The sequence below is a fragment of the Desulfosporomusa polytropa genome (assembly GCF_055380075.1).
On record NZ_AP042400.1, the window covers coordinates 5501078 to 5517717 of the forward strand.

Genomic DNA, 16640 nt, shown 5'->3' on the forward strand with positions numbered 1-16640 from the left:
GTCTCTGACTCAGTTTATTTCCCTGATTACTCTTTCAGCGCCTGTGCTAAATCGGCAATGATGTCTTCGACATCTTCAATACCGACTGACAAGCGCAGCAGACAGTCACTGATGCCCAGATGTTCGCGGATAGTAGCCGGGATGTCAGCATGGGTTTGCAGCGTTGGAAAGGTAATTAGCGATTCGACACCGCCCAAGCTCTCGGCAAATTGGAGAACCTTTACTTTGCGTAATACTTGTGCAGGCAGGCTGGGATGGTCTACAACAAAGGATAACATGCCGCCATAACCAGATGCTTGAGATTCTTGAATTTCTTTGCCTGGGTGGTCTGGAAGGCCGGGATAATAGACCTTGGTGACGTTCGGGTGAACAGAAAGCCATTTGGCAACAACCAAGGCATTTTCTTCCTGTTGGCGTAATCGAAGCGCAAGCGTTTTAAGGCCGCGTAGGAGCAGCCAGCTGTCCTGCGGTCCGAGGATGGCGCCAGTGGCATTTTGAATAAAACCAATTCTTTCACAGAGGGCGGGATCGCCGGCAACGACCAAGCCACAGACCACATCATTGTGTCCAGATAAATATTTACTGCCACTGTGGATGACAATATCAGCGCCAAGCGTCAGGGGACGCTGCAGGTAGGGCGATAAAAAGGTATTATCAACAATGACATGAATGGGCTGGGCATTATTGGCGCGAGCGATAGACGTTATCGCCCTGATATCAGCAATTTTCATCAGGGGGTTGGTAGGTGTCTCAAGCAAGATGGCTTTGGTTGATGACTGAAGTGCTTGGCGCACTTGGTGAAGATCACTAGTATCAACGAAAGTGGCAGACAGACCAAATTGGGCAAATAGTTTATCTATAATGCGGTACGTACCGCCATAGCAATCTTCGGTAATGATTAAATGATCGCCAGGACGGTACAACATAAGAATGGCTGTAATGCCTGCCATGCCTGAGGCAAAAGCAAAGCCGGCATGGCCTTCTTCAAGAGTTGCCAGGGCTTCTTCGACTGCTTTGCGCGTGGGGTTTTGGCTGCGGGAATAGTCATAGCCGGTGCTGTGGCCAAGTTCAGGGTGACGGAAGGTGGCTGTCTGATAAATCGGGGTGCTGATGGCACCGGTAGTTTTATCGGTGACTAGTCCTGCCTGGGCAATCTTGGTAGAAATTTTCATAAACTATCATCTCCTATATTGATAAAGGTAAAAACAAAAAAAACGACTCTTCCGCAAGAAGAGTCGCCTATATACGCAAATAACTCATCTTCCGGATTGCTCCGCTGGATTTAGCACCTTGCATAGAATGCCGGTTGCCGGGTGTCATAGGGCCAGTCCCTCGACCACTCTTGATAAGTTTAGTATTCTGTTGTGAATTTATTGATTTTTATTTTGACATAGTTGAAGCTGATTTGTCAATAGAATTTCTAAAAGTATTACATATATTTTTTATCCAGATGGAAAGCATAACTTTCCCTGGATTGAACGACTGAGTCTTTTCTTATTGACGATAGTAAAGAAACCAGATATGATGATTTACAAGAAATAATTTATACGAGAATTAGGGAGGAGGCAGTGTCTGTGAATGATCGTAGCGATATTCAGGCGTTAATTGATAAAGCGGAAACAACCCATGACCTTACGAAAGATGAACTTGTTATTTTGTTGAAAGATCGTCAATATGAAGCAGAGGTGTTTGCCGCCGCCGACAGGGTACGACAAAAGTATGTGGGCGATGAAGTTCATTTGCGTGGTCTTATTGAATTTTCCAACAGATGCAAGCAAAATTGCTTGTATTGTGGTCTGCGGCGTGATAACAGTAAGGTTAAGCGTTATCGGTTGGAGGAGGACACCATTATCGATTTTGCTGTTAAAGCCAAATCATACGGTTATCGCACAGTGGTGTTGCAGTCAGGTGAAGATGAATGGTTTGATGTCGATAAAATAACGTATATAGTAAAAAAAATCAAAGAACTTGGTTTGGCCATTACGCTTAGTGTTGGTGAGAAATCAAAGGAAGTTTATCAAGCTTACCGCGATGCGGGCGCTGACCGGTATCTGCTAAGAATCGAGACAACAGACAAAGAATTATATGAAAAATTAGATCCTGGTATGAGCTGGGATAACCGGATAAGATGCCTGTACGATTTAAAAGAACTAGGTTTTGAGCTTGGTTCAGGCTGTCTTGTAGGTATACCTGGCCAGACTATAGAATCACTGGCCGATGATATTCTTTTTTTCAAGGAAATTGATGCTGACATGATTGGGGTAGGGCCATTTATTCCCAATCCTGATACGCCCTTAGCTGATGAAGCTGGTGGTACGTTTGAATTAAGTACCAAGGTTATGGCGCTGATTCGTCTCTTGTTGCCTGATATTAACATTCCGGCGACAACGGCGATGGAATCCTTAAACCCCGAGGGGCGGGTGCTGGCGCTGCAGCGGGGGGCTAATGTAGTCATGCCTAACGTCACAGAAGGAGAATATCGTCAATTGTATCTTCTTTATCCGGGGAAAATATGTATTAACGACACGCCAGCCCATTGCCGTTCGTGTATTACCGGTAAAATTACGGGTATTGGCCGGAAAGTTTCGGAGACTCATGGTTTCCGTGCTAAACGTGCCAAACAGTTATAGAGGGGATTGTACGAATGAGTAAAGGTATTACAGAGGAAGTGCTTGCTCTAATTGAACAGGCTGTGAAGGATATAAACTTTGGCTCGGTTACTTTGGTGCTTCAGGACTCGCGAATCATTCAAATGGAAAAGCTAGAGAAAATTCGGTTTGGTGAGCAACCGGTTAAGGGAGCGAATAAGACGACTGCTGCAATTAGTTTTAAGACACGGATTTTACAGTCAGTCAGCGGCATGGAGTATGGGAAGGTGGCTATCCAAATCCAAGCCGGGCAGATTATGCAGGTCGAAAGAACAGAGAAGTACCGGGTAGGAAAATTGACAGGCGTATACGGCGACGGAATTTAATAAATACGGCAATGAACCCTAGACGGTTTGTTGCCGTATTTATTTAATGAGTTTCAAATGAACGGGACTTGTAATGTAAGGAGAAGATATAAAAAGAGGTCAAAAATATAATTAAAAATACAAACGTCCTCGCGAAAAACACACGACAAAGCCCATTGACATCGGACGTGTAAAGGTGTATATTTAACTGCGAGTACAAAATAGGCAAAATCCTCGGTACAGATACACTCCGATCGAAAGTCTTCTGATTATCTGAGGCAGGAGGTACTTGTCTGAGGAAAAAAGAGGGGGACGGGAGAAAATATGCGAAAAAAATTAATAGCAGTGGCGATGAGCACGTTGCTTATGGCTGGAGCATTAGCTGGCTGCGGCGGCGGTGCTAAACAAGAAGCAACAAACGAAATCAAAATTGGCGGTAACTTTGAACTAACCGGTGGTGTGGCCAACTACGGCAAGCAAGCCGTTAATGGCATCCAACTGGCCATCAAACAAGCCAATGCGTCTGGCGGTGTTTTAGGCAAACAAATTAAGTTAGTGCTGGCTGATAATAAGTCAGAATCGGCGGAGGCAACTAACGCTATTACTAAGCTTATTACCCAAGATAAGGTTATAGCTATGTTTGGACCTGCAACTAGTTCGAATACTATAGCTACTGTGCAGGTATCGCAAGACCATAAAATTCCATTAATTACCCCAACTGGGACTAGCGAAAAGATTACTGTCGACAATGGCAAAACTCGTCCATATGCTTTCCGGTCTTGCTTTATCGATCCTCTACAAGGAAAGATTATGGCTAATTTCGCCAGCAACACGCTGAAGGTGAAAACGGCAGTCATTTATATTGACAGCAGCTCAGACTATTCTAAAGGGCTATCTCAATCCTTTGAGACTGTGTTTACGCAAAATGGTGGTGCAGTGATAGGTAAAGAAGCTTTCTTACAAAAAGACCAAGACTTCAAAGCTACTCTTACCAAGATTAAAGCCATGAATCCTGATGTCGTCTTTTTGCCGGCCTATTATGAAGAAGTGGGCAAAATCGTCAAACAGGCACGTGAAATGGGGATGAATATGCCATTTCTTGGAGCCGATGGTTGGGATGATGCCAAGGTAGTAGAAATTGCCGGAGCGGCTCCGCTTAATAATACGTTCTTCTGCAGTCACTTTTCTTCCCAAGATACAGATCCTAATGTTGTGAAATTCATTGAAGCCTACAAGCAAGAATACAACCAAGAACCAGGCGTTTTCTCAGCCCTTGGCTATGATGCTGGTTTATTCTTAATTGATGCAATCAAACGGGCGAACAGCACTGATCCTGAAAAAATCCGCGAAGCATTAGAGCAAACTAAGGATTTGCAACTAAGCACAGGCCGGATGACGATTGACGCCAATCATAATCCGATCAAGAGCGCTGTTGTGCTTGAAATGAAAGATGGCAAACAAACATTTAAGGAAAAAATTACCCCGAACTTGTAATTGCTAAAATTTTGGTTGACAGGTAAGAACGGTCGTGCTACTATATAACCACGATATAAATATTTTTTGCTGACCGGAAAACCGGAGGCAATCGACGGCTGAGTTAGCTTCGATTGCCTCCTTTTTAGTTTACGGCTCACACTATACTTATTTACAGGAAACAAGGTTAAAATATTATTAATCAAATATGAGAGGATGGATATTATGGCTAAAATTTATGGAAGCTTAACAGAACTCATTGGTAATACACCGTTGTTGGAACTGAAAAATTATGGTGCAAAAAGGCAAATAGCTGCCAAAGTAATTGCTAAATTAGAATACTTTAATCCGCTTGGTAGTGTTAAGGACCGCATTGGTTATGCGATGATTAAGGATGCCGAAGATAAGGGAATCATCAATAAAGATACTGTTATTATTGAACCTACCAGTGGTAACACTGGGGTTGGCCTGGCATTTGTGGCTGCCGCCCGGGGGTATAAGCTGATTCTTACTATGCCGGAAACCATGAGTATTGAGCGGCGTAAACTGCTCAAAGCGCTAGGTGCAGAGCTTGACCTTACTCCAGGTGCTAAAGGTATGAAAGGCGCTATTGAACGTGCCGAAGAACTTGTGAAAACTACTCCTAATGCCTGGATTCCGCAGCAGTTCAAAAATCCGGCAAATCCTGAAATACATCGGAAAACAACAGCGGAAGAAATCTGGAGAGACACTGATGGCAAAGTTGATATCATTGTAGGCGGTGTCGGCACTGGCGGTACCATTACTGGTGTTGCGGAAGCTCTTAAACAACGGAATCCTGGTGTAAAAGCGATTGCTGTTGAGCCGGCTGATTCCCCTGTATTGTCAGGCGGCAATCCTGGCCCGCATAAGATTCAAGGTATTGGCGCTGGCTTTGTACCTGATGTATACAATGCTAAAGTAATTGATGAAATCTTCACAGTCCAGACTGATGAGGCTTACCAAGCAGCCCGGGATGTTGCTACCGTAGAGGGCTTACTTGTTGGTATTACTAGTGGCGCAGCGCTGCATGTGGCTGCTGAGCTAGCAAAACGTCCGGAGAACAAAGGTAAAAATATTGTCGTGATTCTGCCTGACACCGGGGAACGTTATTTATCTACTCCGCTGTTTGGTGAAGAGTAACTGCAAAAAAGTAAGAACAAATAAAAGCATTCCAACGCGACAGCGCGTTTGGAATGCTTTTATTTTATGCGACTATAAGCAGGAATAACAACTTTGCCAGCGAATGAATACATAGAATATTTATATTGGAATATTAAAATTAGTCTATCACATTACAAGTGGACAGGTGGTTTATGAAACAAATAGTAGTTGCCGGTATTGATGCAGGCTCTTCGGCAATCAAGTTGAGCTTATATGATGGAACGAAGATGGAAAATGTAAGCTGTCCTTCTGGCTGGAACCCCAAGGAACAAGCTGCCAGCCTGCTTGCTGCAGCACTTGCCAAGCAAGCAGTTAGCACGCCAGCCTACCTAGTGGGAACAGGTTATGGGCGCTCTAACTTGCCGTTTGTAACCAAGGCTATGACCGAAATAACCTGTCATGCCCGTGGCGCAGCATACCTTCTGCCTGAGGCTAAAACGGTAATTGATATTGGTGGGCAGGATGCCAAGGCGATTCGGATAGCTGGAAATGGTAAGGTTCAGGATTTTGTTATGAATGACAAATGTGCTGCCGGGACAGGGCGGTTTCTTCAGGTTATGGCTAACGCATTAGGGCTTGATGTGGCCGAAATTGGTTATATTGAGGCTGGTGCTGGCAGTCAGGAATGTACAATCAATTCGATGTGTACTGTATTTGCGGAGTCTGAGGTTATTGGGCTGGTTAACCGCGGTGTCGCTCGTGAGGATATCATTGCCGCGTTGTATACCTCAATCGCTAACCGGGTAGCAGCCATGGCGGCAGCAGTTCAGCCTGTGCCACCGGTTGCCTTTACTGGCGGTGTAGCCCAGAATCAGGCCCTTAGGCGTAAACTTGCAGCCAGGCTGGGGCTGGAAATCAGTACTCATGATCAGGCAATATTTGCTGGGTCTATCGGCGCGGCCCTGTATGCGTGGGATGCGCTGTAAATATGTTAAAATCAATAGATAATGGGGGAAAGTAATATGGCAGATGCATTTGCGATGCTTAAAAGCATTAAAGAAACAGGTAAAAAGGTAGTAGGGTTTTATTGTGTCTATGCGCCGCAAGAGCTTGTACTGGCGGCTGGTGCGCTGGGTTTTGGTTTGTGTGCCACTAAAGAGGAAGCCATTCCTGATGGGGAAAAGACATTGCCGCGTAACTTCTGTCCGCTCATCAAATCTTCGTATGGTTTTGCCGTAACAGATAAGTGTCCGTACTTTCTCTATTCGGACATTATTATTGGTGAAACAACCTGTGATGGCAAAAAGAAGATGTTTGAGCTCATGAATACCTTTAAACCAGTGCATGTTATGAAACTGCCACAGACCTATCTTGATGATAGTGATAAGGCATACTGGCTAAATGAAGTAAGAATATTGAAGGAACTACTGGAAAAAGAACTAGGAACCAAGATTACCGATGAAAAGCTCAAAGAAGCCATAAAGGTGCTGAATCAAGAGCGACTCCTGATGCAGGAATTGGCCGAATGTATGAAAAATGACCCAGTACCGATGACCGGGCAAGACTTTTTAAAACTGATGTGGGGCCGGAATTTTGTTACCGACCGGCCGGAATTTGCTCAACAAATAAAAGAGATGATCAGTGATATGCAAGAAAATATTGCCAAAGGCGAAGCCGCTATGCCTAAAGGGGCTAAACGGATTTTGGTTACCGGCGTGCCAACAGGTATCGGCTCAGAAAAGGTTATTAAGATTATCGAGGATTGTGGTGCAGCAGTCGTCTACATTGAGAACTGCTCAGGTATGAAGCAGTTTGTTACACTTGTCGATGAAACCAAGTCACCGCTCGAGGCTATTGCCGAGAAATATCTAGCAACCCCTTGTTCTTGTATGAGCCCGAACCCCATTCGCCTTGAGAATCTTGCCAAACTGATACCGGACTATCGAATTGATGGTGTGGTTGATATCACCTGGCAGGGTTGTCATACTTATAACGTAGAAAGTCGGGTAGTTAAAGAGTTTTTAAAGAAAAATGGCGACACTCCATTCCTACAGGTTGAGACCGACTACTCGCAGGGTGATGTGGAGCAGATTAAAACAAGAGTGCAAGCTTTTCTAGAAATGATGGGTTGAGTTGTAAACTGAGCGTAAGATTGACTTGACAAATGTATCCTGGTTGAGTATCATGTATATATTACTAATAACTTAATATCTAACTCTTATCCAGAGAGGTCGAGGGACTGGCCCGATGACACCCAGCAACCGGCATATTTGTGCAGTGGTGCTAATTCCAGCAGGAATCAGAGATTATTCCTGGGAGATGAGAGGGGATTAGATGTATAGCAAATGCCCCCTCTTTTATTTGAGGGGGCATTTATATTGGGGTATTTAGAAAATTGTGAGGGGAGGCTATATCATGGTTATTACCTTTTTTCCTGGTTTTAAATGGCGGCCGCAGCTCAAACTGGTACAGATAGCTAGTCCGGAAAATCCGCTTATAGTAACAAGTGGTTCGTGTTTAAATGATGTTACTGTGGCGTATGAAACCTATGGCAAGCTAGCAGAGGCCTGTGATAATGCGATTCTGGTCGCCCACGCATTGACTGGTGATACCCATGCGGCAGCCCATGAGCAATATGATGAACCGGGGTGGTGGGAAGCATTAATTGGCCCAGGTCGGCCGTTGGATACGGATAGGTTTTTTGTTATTTGTGCCAACGTGCTGGGCGGTTGCCAGGGAACAACTGGCCCGGCTTCACTTGATCCAGCGACCAGTAAGCCATATGGAATTAATTTTCCGGAGATTACCATAAACGACATAGTACGGGTACAGAAACGGCTAGTAGATATACTTGGCATCCGACAGCTGGCGATGGTAGTCGGCGGTTCTATGGGTGGGATGCAGGCGCTGGAATGGGCGGTATGCTATCCAGGTTTTATTAAGGCTGCTGTTGTAATTGCTGCTCCAGGCTATTCAGCACCGCAAGCCATTGCGTATAACCGCGTAGGCCGTCAGGCTATCATGCTTGATCCCGAATGGAAAAATGGGAACTACTATGGCGGGGCCGGTCCGGAAAAGGGCTTGGCGGCTGCACGGGCACTGGGGATGATTACATATCAAAGTGAAATATCTATGGCGTATAAATTTGGCCGTCGTACACGCAAGGGGCAGTTTGAGGTGGAAAATTACTTAGACTATCAGGGGGCACGCATTGTCAAAAGGTTTGATGCAAACTCCTATCTTTATCTGCTGCGGGCGCTCGATCTTTTCGATGTAAGTGCTGGTTATGCGTCCTATGAAGCGGCTTTATCCCGTATTGATGCTCAGGTGCTGGTAGTGGGCGTAAGTTCAGATATTTTATATCCGCCGCACCAGCAGCAAGAATTGGTCGAAGCTATGCGCCGCGCAGGTGTGCGAACCGATTATACTGTTATTGACAGCCCACACGGGCATGATGGTTTTTTGATTGATTTTCATTTACTGCGCCCGATATTAGTTAAGTTTATTAATAAAGTATTGCCAGTTCCAAGTGTTTTGCCGCTTAGGCAGTGGATTAGGTTTCGAGCCTCTAGTCTGGCCTATTTAGGTGCTAGGTTAGTACCGGAGATTCAGTATAAGTCCGCCGTAATAGATAACTAAAGGACTTGGTACAAGCCAAGTCTTATCTTATATAGCCATAAGTAATCATGTGCATGCCTTATGTGTATTATACTCCCATTCCATACTTGCATATAATGAAGGAGGAGTGGTAGCTTGTGGAAGGGGGAGAGGTCATGTGGAATTTATTTGCGAAATTATTTAATTGCAAACAATTTGACAGTAATATAGATACTGTCAAAGCTGATATAACTGCTGATAGCCAGGATGAAAAGGTACTGATTCCAGTTGCCTTGGATATAACACGGACACAGGAGTTCTGGGATAAAGCTGTGCTGTCATGAGCTCTGTGAGAGCAATATTGCAAATTATTCTTGACAGAATCATAGTGAGCCAGCCATAGTATAAGGTATATAGTCCTAAAAGGACTATATACCTTATACTGATATTAGGGAGCTCATCTGTTATGGATATTCTCCATTTAACTTATTTTATTGAAGTAGCTAGGCAACTGAGTTTTACCAAGGCAGCTCAATTGCTTCACGTTTCTCAGCCCTCCATTAGCAAGATGGTCCGCAAATTAGAGGATGAGCTTGGGGTTATCCTTATTGACCGGTCAGCACGTCAGATTAAGCTGACAGATGCCGGGCAGGCTCTCTATGGACGTAGTATTAAGATTGTTGATTCACTCAAGGATATAGCTAAAGACTTGGAGGATTTAACGAGTGGCAGTAAAGGAAACATCCGTATTGGTATTCCGCCAATGGTTCAGACTAGTTTTTTTGCCATAGCTATTGGGGAGTTTAAGAAGAAGTATCCTAACATTATTATTGAATTGATTGAAGTTGGTTCTAAGGCCGTTGAAGGAATGTTAGAGGATGGAAGCATTGACATAGGTGTTGTTGTATTGCCTATAAAAAGCAAAGCCAAGTTTTCCATGTTTGCTTTTATAAAAAATCCAATTTGGCTTATTGTTTACCCGGAACATAGGTTGGCAGGGCGGGAGTTTATAAATATTACAGATTTGAAGGACGAGCCAATCGTCATGTTCCGCAAGGACTTTGCGCTGCATGATCATATTGTGGAGAAATGCCGCGAGTATGGCTTTGAGCCAAAGGTGCTCTGTGAAAGCTCACAGTGGGACTTCATGGTGGAAATTGTGGCAGCTAAACTGGGAATTGCTTTGCTGCCAAAACTAGTATGCGATAAACTAGCTATTGATGTTATTAAGGCTTTGCCCATTGCGGAGGAAATTAGCCCTTGGCATTTGGCGGTCATGTGGAAGCAGGATACATACCTATCTTTTGCTGCCCGTGAGTGGTTACAATATGTTGCCTGTTTATTTGGTGTTACGATTGACTTGGATTAAGATAAACCATGAAAGGGTTGGAGAAGTTGCGATTTGAGGACATATATACGGTATTTTGGCGAGACTGGGTGGTATTAAATCGGCGGTTGGTCAAATTTGTTTTATCCCGGATGATTAGTCCGGTGTTATATTTGGTGGCATTTGGCTGGGGGTTGGGAAGGAACCTGCCAATGAACGGTGGCAGTTATTTGGATTTTATTTTACCAGGTATCATGGCGTTAAATGCTATGAATATTAGCTTTAGTGCAGTGGGTTCGCCGCTTAATATGAGCCGATTGTACCACAAGACACTAGAGGAGTACCTGATTGCACCTGTCAGCCCAAGTTCATTTGTGGCAGGTAAGGTATTAGCCGGGGCACTCAGGGGGCTTATTTCTTGTGCAGTAATTTTTATATTAGCGTATATATTTGGCGCTAAGCTCGCAGTTACTGTCAGTTTTATCCTGACACTAGCATTGACTTGTCTGTTGTTTGCTGCTATGGGTCTGGTGGCAGCTATGCTCATAAATTCACACGAAGATATGGCTAGTTTCAGTACCTATGTGTTGTTGCCTATGTCATTTCTGTGTGCTACCTTTTTTTCGCCAGATCGGTTGCCACTTGCGTTTAGATGGTTTATTGACCTATTGCCATTAACTCATGCTACTTATGCCCTTAGAGCCATTGGTGGAGGCATGGAGATGCCTTGGATATCAGTTGGTGTTTTGACTATGTACACCGTATTATTGATTGCTATTGGCGTATGGACTATGATACGAGTACGGGATTAGTTGGGAGACATTTGTTAATAGCGTCCCATGAATAGCAAGGGAGGATCAACAATGGTTAAGATATTGGCGCTGGTGGGTAGTCCTAAAGTAAAGGGAACTAACAGTCTGGTTGTCGAGGAAGTGCTGCGAGGAACGGCTGCGTGTGGTGGTGAGATTGAGGTTGAAAAAATATGGCTAAATCAACGGAAACTTACGCCTTGTCAGGCTTGTGACAGTTGCCTTACGACCGGACGGTGTCGCCTGCGAGATGATATGGAGTCTATCTATTCGGCGATAGTGGAGGCAGATGCCTTTATTTTAGCTGCTCCGATATATTTTAATGGGCTGAGTGCTCAGGCAAAGGTGATGATTGACCGTTGCCAACCCTTTTGGGCCGCTAAATATCTACTGAAAACCGATGTTTTTGAGGGGCGAAAACGTCCTGGACTATTTATCGCAACAGGTGGACAACCACCCTATGCTGAACAGTTTATGGGTTCGCAGCATGTGGTCAATTTGTTTTTTAAAATGATTGGCGTTAAAAGCATTGGTAACCTTGCACTATCTGATCTGGATGCCAGGCCTTTATCGGAACGACCGGCTGATTTAGCACGAGCTTTTGAGCTTGGCAGGACACTAATCGGCAATTAATGAATAATGAAGAAATGGTAGATGTTAAAAGGGGCTGTCTCAATGGACAGCCCCTTTTGATGAACATGACAAATTTTGATTTAGATGATTTCGCTGACGATAGCGGACCAGTTTTTCCCCTTATAAGCATTGTAGCCGCGGGTGCGGGCGTAACCGTAAATTTTGGTATTGCCGTGAGTATCTTCTTCTAGTGTGTAGCCGTAGGTTTCACCATTCATAGCACATTGAACCGCTTTTAGGCCGCTTAGGTTATCTGTTAAAATGCCCTTGCGGCTGGGGCAGGCAATGACATAGCCATCCTTGTTAATTATAGAGATACTTCCCTTTTTACCAATGCGTGCCGAATCCAGAATATCATAAATATATTCCCAGTTAAAACGGGAAGAAAAATACCCGACAATTTCACCGGAATCGTTCCGGATAGGACAAGAGTAGGCAACTGTATGGCGATCTTCTATAGCAGAAAAATACAGATCAGTTACCGAAATAGTATTAGCTGCTTTTACTTCCTGAAACCAACTTTTATCAGCCATGTTTTGGCCAATAAGCTCACGGTGTACACCAGCAGCTATGACGACACCTGCGGTATCAAATACATAGAGATCAAAATAGACTTCATAGATATCAACAAGTGTTTTTAATAGGTTGTTGGCCTGCTCAATGCGGTCGGTGGCGGTGGAGCATACGGCATTTTTTACTTGGGTAAAACCTGCCCAGGCCTGGGCATCGCAATTACGCTCAAACAGGTTACGGTCAATTTTGTCGATTGTATCATAGGCTACGTCAGCTGTGCGTGCGGCCATAACTTCATTGGCCTTGGATTGAATATTTTCGATAATGACAGTACTTTCTTTGGTTGTCGAGAAACTGCGGGTGGCCAATTTCTTAATTTCTTCTGCTACCACGCTGAAGCCCCGACCAGCTTCGCCGGCTCTTGCTGCTTCAATGGCTGAATTTAGCGAAAGCAGGTTAGTTTGTTGGGCAATTTGCTGGATAGTATGTATTACTTTGCTCATTTCATTATTTGCGTTTTTAAGCTCGCTTAGTAGGATGGATGCATCAATAATGGAGCTAGTAGTGCTAGGCATAAGATAACTCCCCCTATAAAAAATAAACAATGAGGCCATTCTGCATAACAGAAGGCCTCTTGACTACACATATATAAATTATAATAGTAAAATAGTATGCAGTCAAGATACGTTGAGTAATGTGTCTCGGTGGGAGTGACATATTGCTCAATATATCTTTTTTATAAAGATAGTAAAGTTACATGACATATAAAAATGGTACGATTGACATTTATTAGATATCTAACTATAATAGAATCATGAAACAAGGAAATGTAATTGCACTTGCAAGCAGAATAACAGAAAAGGCTCACAAACTTATCATTCGGGAGTTAGAAGGTTTTGGGATAAAAGGTATTGTACCTTCACATGGCGGAATCTTAGGTCTGCTCTTTTCCGGTGAGAAGTATACTATGAAGGAGTTAGCTGAAAAAATTCATAGAACAAAACCGACGGTGACTGTATTAGTGGAAAAACTCGTAGATTTAGGATATGTAACCAAAGAAAAAAGCTGCGAGGATAGTCGGGTGACGTTCATAAACTTAACAGAAAAGGGATGGGGATTAAAGCCTATATTTTTCGAAGTTTCTCAAAAGATAAATGCAGTGGTTTACAAAGGTTTATCTGATGAGAAAGCTGAATATGTAGAGAAACTTATGGAAACAATAAAAAAAAACCTAAATTAGTAAGCCGCTGATGGTTTACTGATTTTGTTACTGTAATAGTTAGACAACTAACTAAATATATATTATTTGGAGGGTAAACATGAAAGAGATTATTGAGTTTTTAAAGGCGAATCCCATGGGCTGCTTAGCAACAGTGGAAGAGGGGAAACCCCGCGTGCGACCTTGGGGATTTATGCTTGAAAAGGCAGGTAAACTTTGGTTTTGTACTGCGAATACCAAAGATGTATTCCAACAGTTGCAAAAGAATCCGTCAATAGAGTTTTCCGCCTCGTCGCAAGCCTTTGTTACGGTAAGAGTGCGTGGGGAAATCAAGTTCAGTAACGATCTCGAGATGAAAAGGATGATTATTGAAAATAGTCCTATGGTAAAAGGTATATACCAAACACCGGAGAACCCAATTTTCGAGATTTTCTGTCTAGAGCATGGCAAAGTCGTACTTTCTGATTTTAGTGGTCAGCCACCTAAAGTATTTGAGTTTTAAGACACTGAGAGGTAAGAACAGGCGGTTGTGTGCCTGCTTCAAGACTGTTTCGTTTGTAATTTCAGTAAGGCCCTATAGCTCAGAACAAATGAGCTGTAGGGCCTTACTTTATGGAAGACTATATGACGTAAATTGAAATAAACATTCATTAATAAGGGGGATACGACCTACTTCAGCAGTTTTGACGGTGACACCTGTTTGTATTTTTTAAACATACGGCTAAAATAGTTGCTATCATTAAAGCCGACAGCCATAGCAATCTCAGTAATATTAAGCTGACTATCCCGCAAGAGGGTAGTTGCTTTGTTTAAGCGTAGATGATTGATGTATTCAGTCGGTGATTTACCGGTAAGGTTTTTAAACAGGCGGCAGAAATAGTGGGGGCTCATGTTAGCCATAGCAGATAGTTGCCTAAGGCGAAGTGGTTCTGTATAATGACAATCCATGTATTCAAGTACTGGACTAAGGCGAGTTAAGGTTTTGCGTTGACGATCTTTTTCGATTGCACTGATGGTTTGTTCCCCATAGCAACGTAGTAGCAGAACCAAAATACGATAAATGTACGCTTTAACAGCCAACTCATAGCCTAGATCCTGGCGATAGTATTCTTCGATGAGATGGCGTACTTCCTCTAAAAGTTTGTCATTTTGATCAATTTGATTGCAAAAGAGAATTCGGTTTTGCACTAGCGGTGTCAGGTATTTTGTCTGACATAGATCAATCTGGTTACTGTGAATGAACGAAAGGTCAAATTCCACGACATAATAAACAAGCTGTGGCGATAAACTTTCGCCGAAGTGCAAGTCATTACTGTTGATGATAATTAATTCTCCGGGACTGACCCTGATGGGGTGAGAATTACAATAAATCAAGGCCTCGCCTTTTTCAAAATAGAGTATTTCAAAATTTTCGTGCCAGTGACATTCAATGATCGGCCCTATATGTTGGTGCTCGCTGCGGTGGATGTCTACTGGAAACTCCCTATTAATACTATGGTCGCAGTGCCAATTGCTCTTATCGATTGCCATACCAATCACCTCTGTCAATATTGTGCTATATTCTAACAACATTGTTCATGAATAGCAAGGTATTTCTATGTACAATAGTATTATATCAAAATATTTCTACGGCAACATCATGCTAAAATAAATCTTTCCTTTGTGCTGAAGTGGTAATTTCACTTAGCTTAACCTGTTTTGCCGTAATGTCAGTTTATAAGGGAGGGCATGATGGCTCAAATTGCTGGAATTCTTGCTCGCGAGGTTATAAATTGTCTGGGTAACCCCGGTGTTGAAGTTGATGTGGTTCTAGTGGATGGAACGATCGGTCGTGCTGCCTTACCCAGTTGTAGGTACAGCAGGGATGAAGCGATAGAGGTCGGCCAGAATAGGAGATGGCACAGCGATAAAGCGGTGTTGGCAGCGCGGACGAATGTAAATCTATTTGCGAGCAAGATTGTGGGGATGGATGCGCTAGATCAAGCTGGGGTTGACCATGTTATGCTGGAATATGGTGATCTATGCAATAAAGAGAATTTAGGTATTAATGCTACGCTGGGAGTTTCGCTGGCTGTTGCGAAAGCGGCTGCTGCATCGCTCAATGTGCCACTTTACCAATATCTTGGTGGTTGTCAGAGTAAACAAATGCCGGTACCCATGATGAAGGTGTTAAGCGGTGGTAAATATAGCTGCAATAATCTTGATTTCCAGGAATTTATGATTGTGCCAGTGGAAGCTGTTTCTTTTGCGGAGGCAATGCGGCGGTGCGGCAAAGTTTACCATACTCTAAAAAATATCCTTAAGAGTTGTCAGCCGAGTACTTCTGTGCGCAGTGCAGGCGGTTTTGTTCCTAATTTAGTAGCTAACGAGGAAGCGTTGGCCATTCTTCTTGGGGCCATAAAAAAAGCTGGCTATAAGCCGGGTAAACAGATTGCACTGGCGTTTAATGCTGTGGCCGCTGATTTTTTTGAAGAGGGAGTATATAATTTGCCTGGAGAGGGCTTCATAAAAACACCGGCTGAGATGGTTGAGTATTACACCGAACTGGTAGAGGAATACCCGATAATCTCTATTCAAGAGGGGATAGCGAGGGAAGATCGCGAAGGACGGAAGTTGTTTTTTCAGCGTCTGGGCGGCAAAATCCAGCTAGTGGATCATGAGCTTTTGGTTCCTCAGAGTGAGTTATTGCGACAAGGTATACAGAGCAAAATTGGAAATGCTATCGCGCTGAAGGTCAACCAATTGGCTACCATTTCTGATATTTTCGATATGGCTGGTAGAGTAAAAAGCGCCGGATATACGTGCATTATTTCCTCATATCCCAATGAAATGGCAGACGTGGGGCTTGCGGATGTCGCTGTAAGTGTAAATGCGGCGCAAATCAAAGGAAATACATTGGTTTGCGCTGCGCAAGTTGCTATGTATAATCAGCTTCTTCGGATTGAAGAGGATCAGGGAAAGTATAAAAACCAGCAGAAGCTTAATTAGTAGTTA

Annotated in this window: 17 protein-coding genes and 2 riboswitches; of the genes, 14 read left to right on the forward strand and 3 right to left on the reverse strand. The window is 43.5% G+C overall.

Annotation, left to right across the window (positions count from 1 at the left end; translation table 11 throughout):
• Positions 1 to 26: 26 nt before the first annotated feature.
• Complete coding sequence (locus tag ACZ449_RS27650) at positions 27 to 1172, reverse strand: trans-sulfuration enzyme family protein (RefSeq protein WP_464259215.1); 1146 nt, start codon at positions 1170 to 1172, stop codon at positions 27 to 29.
• 81 nt (positions 1173 to 1253) lie between these two features.
• Positions 1254 to 1352: riboswitch (SAM riboswitch) on the reverse strand.
• A gap of 222 nt (positions 1353 to 1574) precedes the next feature.
• Here ACZ449_RS27650 and hydE point away from each other — a divergent pair.
• The 11 genes from hydE (at position 1575) to ACZ449_RS27705 (ending at position 11914) form a co-directional block, all read left to right on the forward strand.
• The gene (gene hydE, locus ACZ449_RS27655) at positions 1575 to 2630 is read left to right on the forward strand and encodes a [FeFe] hydrogenase H-cluster radical SAM maturase HydE (protein WP_464259216.1); all 1056 of its coding nucleotides are present in this window, start codon (positions 1575 to 1577) and stop codon (positions 2628 to 2630) included.
• Between the two features lie 14 nt (positions 2631 to 2644).
• Complete coding sequence (locus ACZ449_RS27660; RefSeq protein WP_464259217.1) at positions 2645 to 2974, forward strand: DUF2292 domain-containing protein; 330 nt, start codon at positions 2645 to 2647, stop codon at positions 2972 to 2974.
• A gap of 303 nt (positions 2975 to 3277) precedes the next feature.
• Positions 3278 to 4447, forward strand: coding sequence for an ABC transporter substrate-binding protein (locus tag ACZ449_RS27665; RefSeq protein WP_464259218.1), 1170 nt, complete (start codon positions 3278 to 3280; stop codon positions 4445 to 4447).
• A gap of 204 nt (positions 4448 to 4651) precedes the next feature.
• On the forward strand, positions 4652 to 5587 hold the full coding sequence (gene cysK, locus ACZ449_RS27670; RefSeq protein WP_464259219.1) for a cysteine synthase A: 936 nt from the start codon (positions 4652 to 4654) through the stop codon (positions 5585 to 5587).
• Between the two features lie 173 nt (positions 5588 to 5760).
• Positions 5761 to 6534, forward strand: a complete 774-nt coding sequence (locus ACZ449_RS27675) for an acyl-CoA dehydratase activase (protein WP_464259220.1) — start codon at positions 5761 to 5763, stop codon at positions 6532 to 6534.
• 36 nt (positions 6535 to 6570) lie between these two features.
• A complete protein-coding gene (locus ACZ449_RS27680) occupies positions 6571 to 7680 on the forward strand; it encodes a double-cubane-cluster-containing anaerobic reductase (RefSeq protein WP_464259221.1) in 1110 nt (369 codons plus the stop codon).
• Between the two features lie 83 nt (positions 7681 to 7763).
• Positions 7764 to 7874: riboswitch (SAM riboswitch) on the forward strand.
• Positions 7875 to 7963: 89 nt separating this feature from the next.
• A complete protein-coding gene (gene metX / locus ACZ449_RS27685) occupies positions 7964 to 9187 on the forward strand; it encodes a homoserine O-acetyltransferase MetX (protein ID WP_464259222.1) in 1224 nt (407 codons plus the stop codon).
• 134 nt (positions 9188 to 9321) lie between these two features.
• Positions 9322 to 9489 carry a hypothetical protein gene (locus tag ACZ449_RS27690; protein WP_464259223.1) on the forward strand — a complete coding sequence of 56 codons (168 nt, stop codon included), beginning with the start codon at positions 9322 to 9324 and terminating at the stop codon, positions 9487 to 9489.
• 122 nt (positions 9490 to 9611) lie between these two features.
• A complete protein-coding gene (locus tag ACZ449_RS27695; RefSeq protein ID WP_464259224.1) occupies positions 9612 to 10514 on the forward strand; it encodes a LysR family transcriptional regulator in 903 nt (300 codons plus the stop codon).
• 8 nt (positions 10515 to 10522) lie between these two features.
• Positions 10523 to 11284 (forward strand): ABC transporter permease, encoded by a 762-nt coding sequence (locus ACZ449_RS27700; RefSeq protein WP_464259225.1) that lies wholly within the window; start codon positions 10523 to 10525, stop codon positions 11282 to 11284.
• A gap of 51 nt (positions 11285 to 11335) precedes the next feature.
• Positions 11336 to 11914: a flavodoxin family protein gene (locus ACZ449_RS27705; RefSeq protein WP_464259226.1), complete on the forward strand. Its 579-nt coding sequence runs from the start codon at positions 11336 to 11338 to the stop codon at positions 11912 to 11914.
• Between the two features lie 80 nt (positions 11915 to 11994).
• Here the strand turns inward: ACZ449_RS27705 and ACZ449_RS27710 are convergent, their stop codons facing one another.
• A complete protein-coding gene (locus ACZ449_RS27710; RefSeq protein ID WP_464259227.1) occupies positions 11995 to 13002 on the reverse strand; it encodes a methyl-accepting chemotaxis protein in 1008 nt (335 codons plus the stop codon).
• Between the two features lie 239 nt (positions 13003 to 13241).
• Between ACZ449_RS27710 and ACZ449_RS27715 the strand changes: the two genes are divergently transcribed.
• Positions 13242 to 13667 (forward strand): MarR family winged helix-turn-helix transcriptional regulator, encoded by a 426-nt coding sequence (locus ACZ449_RS27715; protein WP_464259228.1) that lies wholly within the window; start codon positions 13242 to 13244, stop codon positions 13665 to 13667.
• Between the two features lie 79 nt (positions 13668 to 13746).
• On the forward strand, positions 13747 to 14148 hold the full coding sequence (locus tag ACZ449_RS27720) for a pyridoxamine 5'-phosphate oxidase family protein (protein WP_464259229.1): 402 nt from the start codon (positions 13747 to 13749) through the stop codon (positions 14146 to 14148).
• Between the two features lie 167 nt (positions 14149 to 14315).
• Here the strand turns inward: ACZ449_RS27720 and ACZ449_RS27725 are convergent, their stop codons facing one another.
• Positions 14316 to 15176 (reverse strand): AraC family transcriptional regulator, encoded by an 861-nt coding sequence (locus ACZ449_RS27725; protein WP_464259230.1) that lies wholly within the window; start codon positions 15174 to 15176, stop codon positions 14316 to 14318.
• A gap of 198 nt (positions 15177 to 15374) precedes the next feature.
• Between ACZ449_RS27725 and eno the strand changes: the two genes are divergently transcribed.
• On the forward strand, positions 15375 to 16634 hold the full coding sequence (gene eno, locus ACZ449_RS27730) for a phosphopyruvate hydratase (protein WP_464259231.1): 1260 nt from the start codon (positions 15375 to 15377) through the stop codon (positions 16632 to 16634).
• Positions 16635 to 16640: the final 6 nt, after the last annotated feature.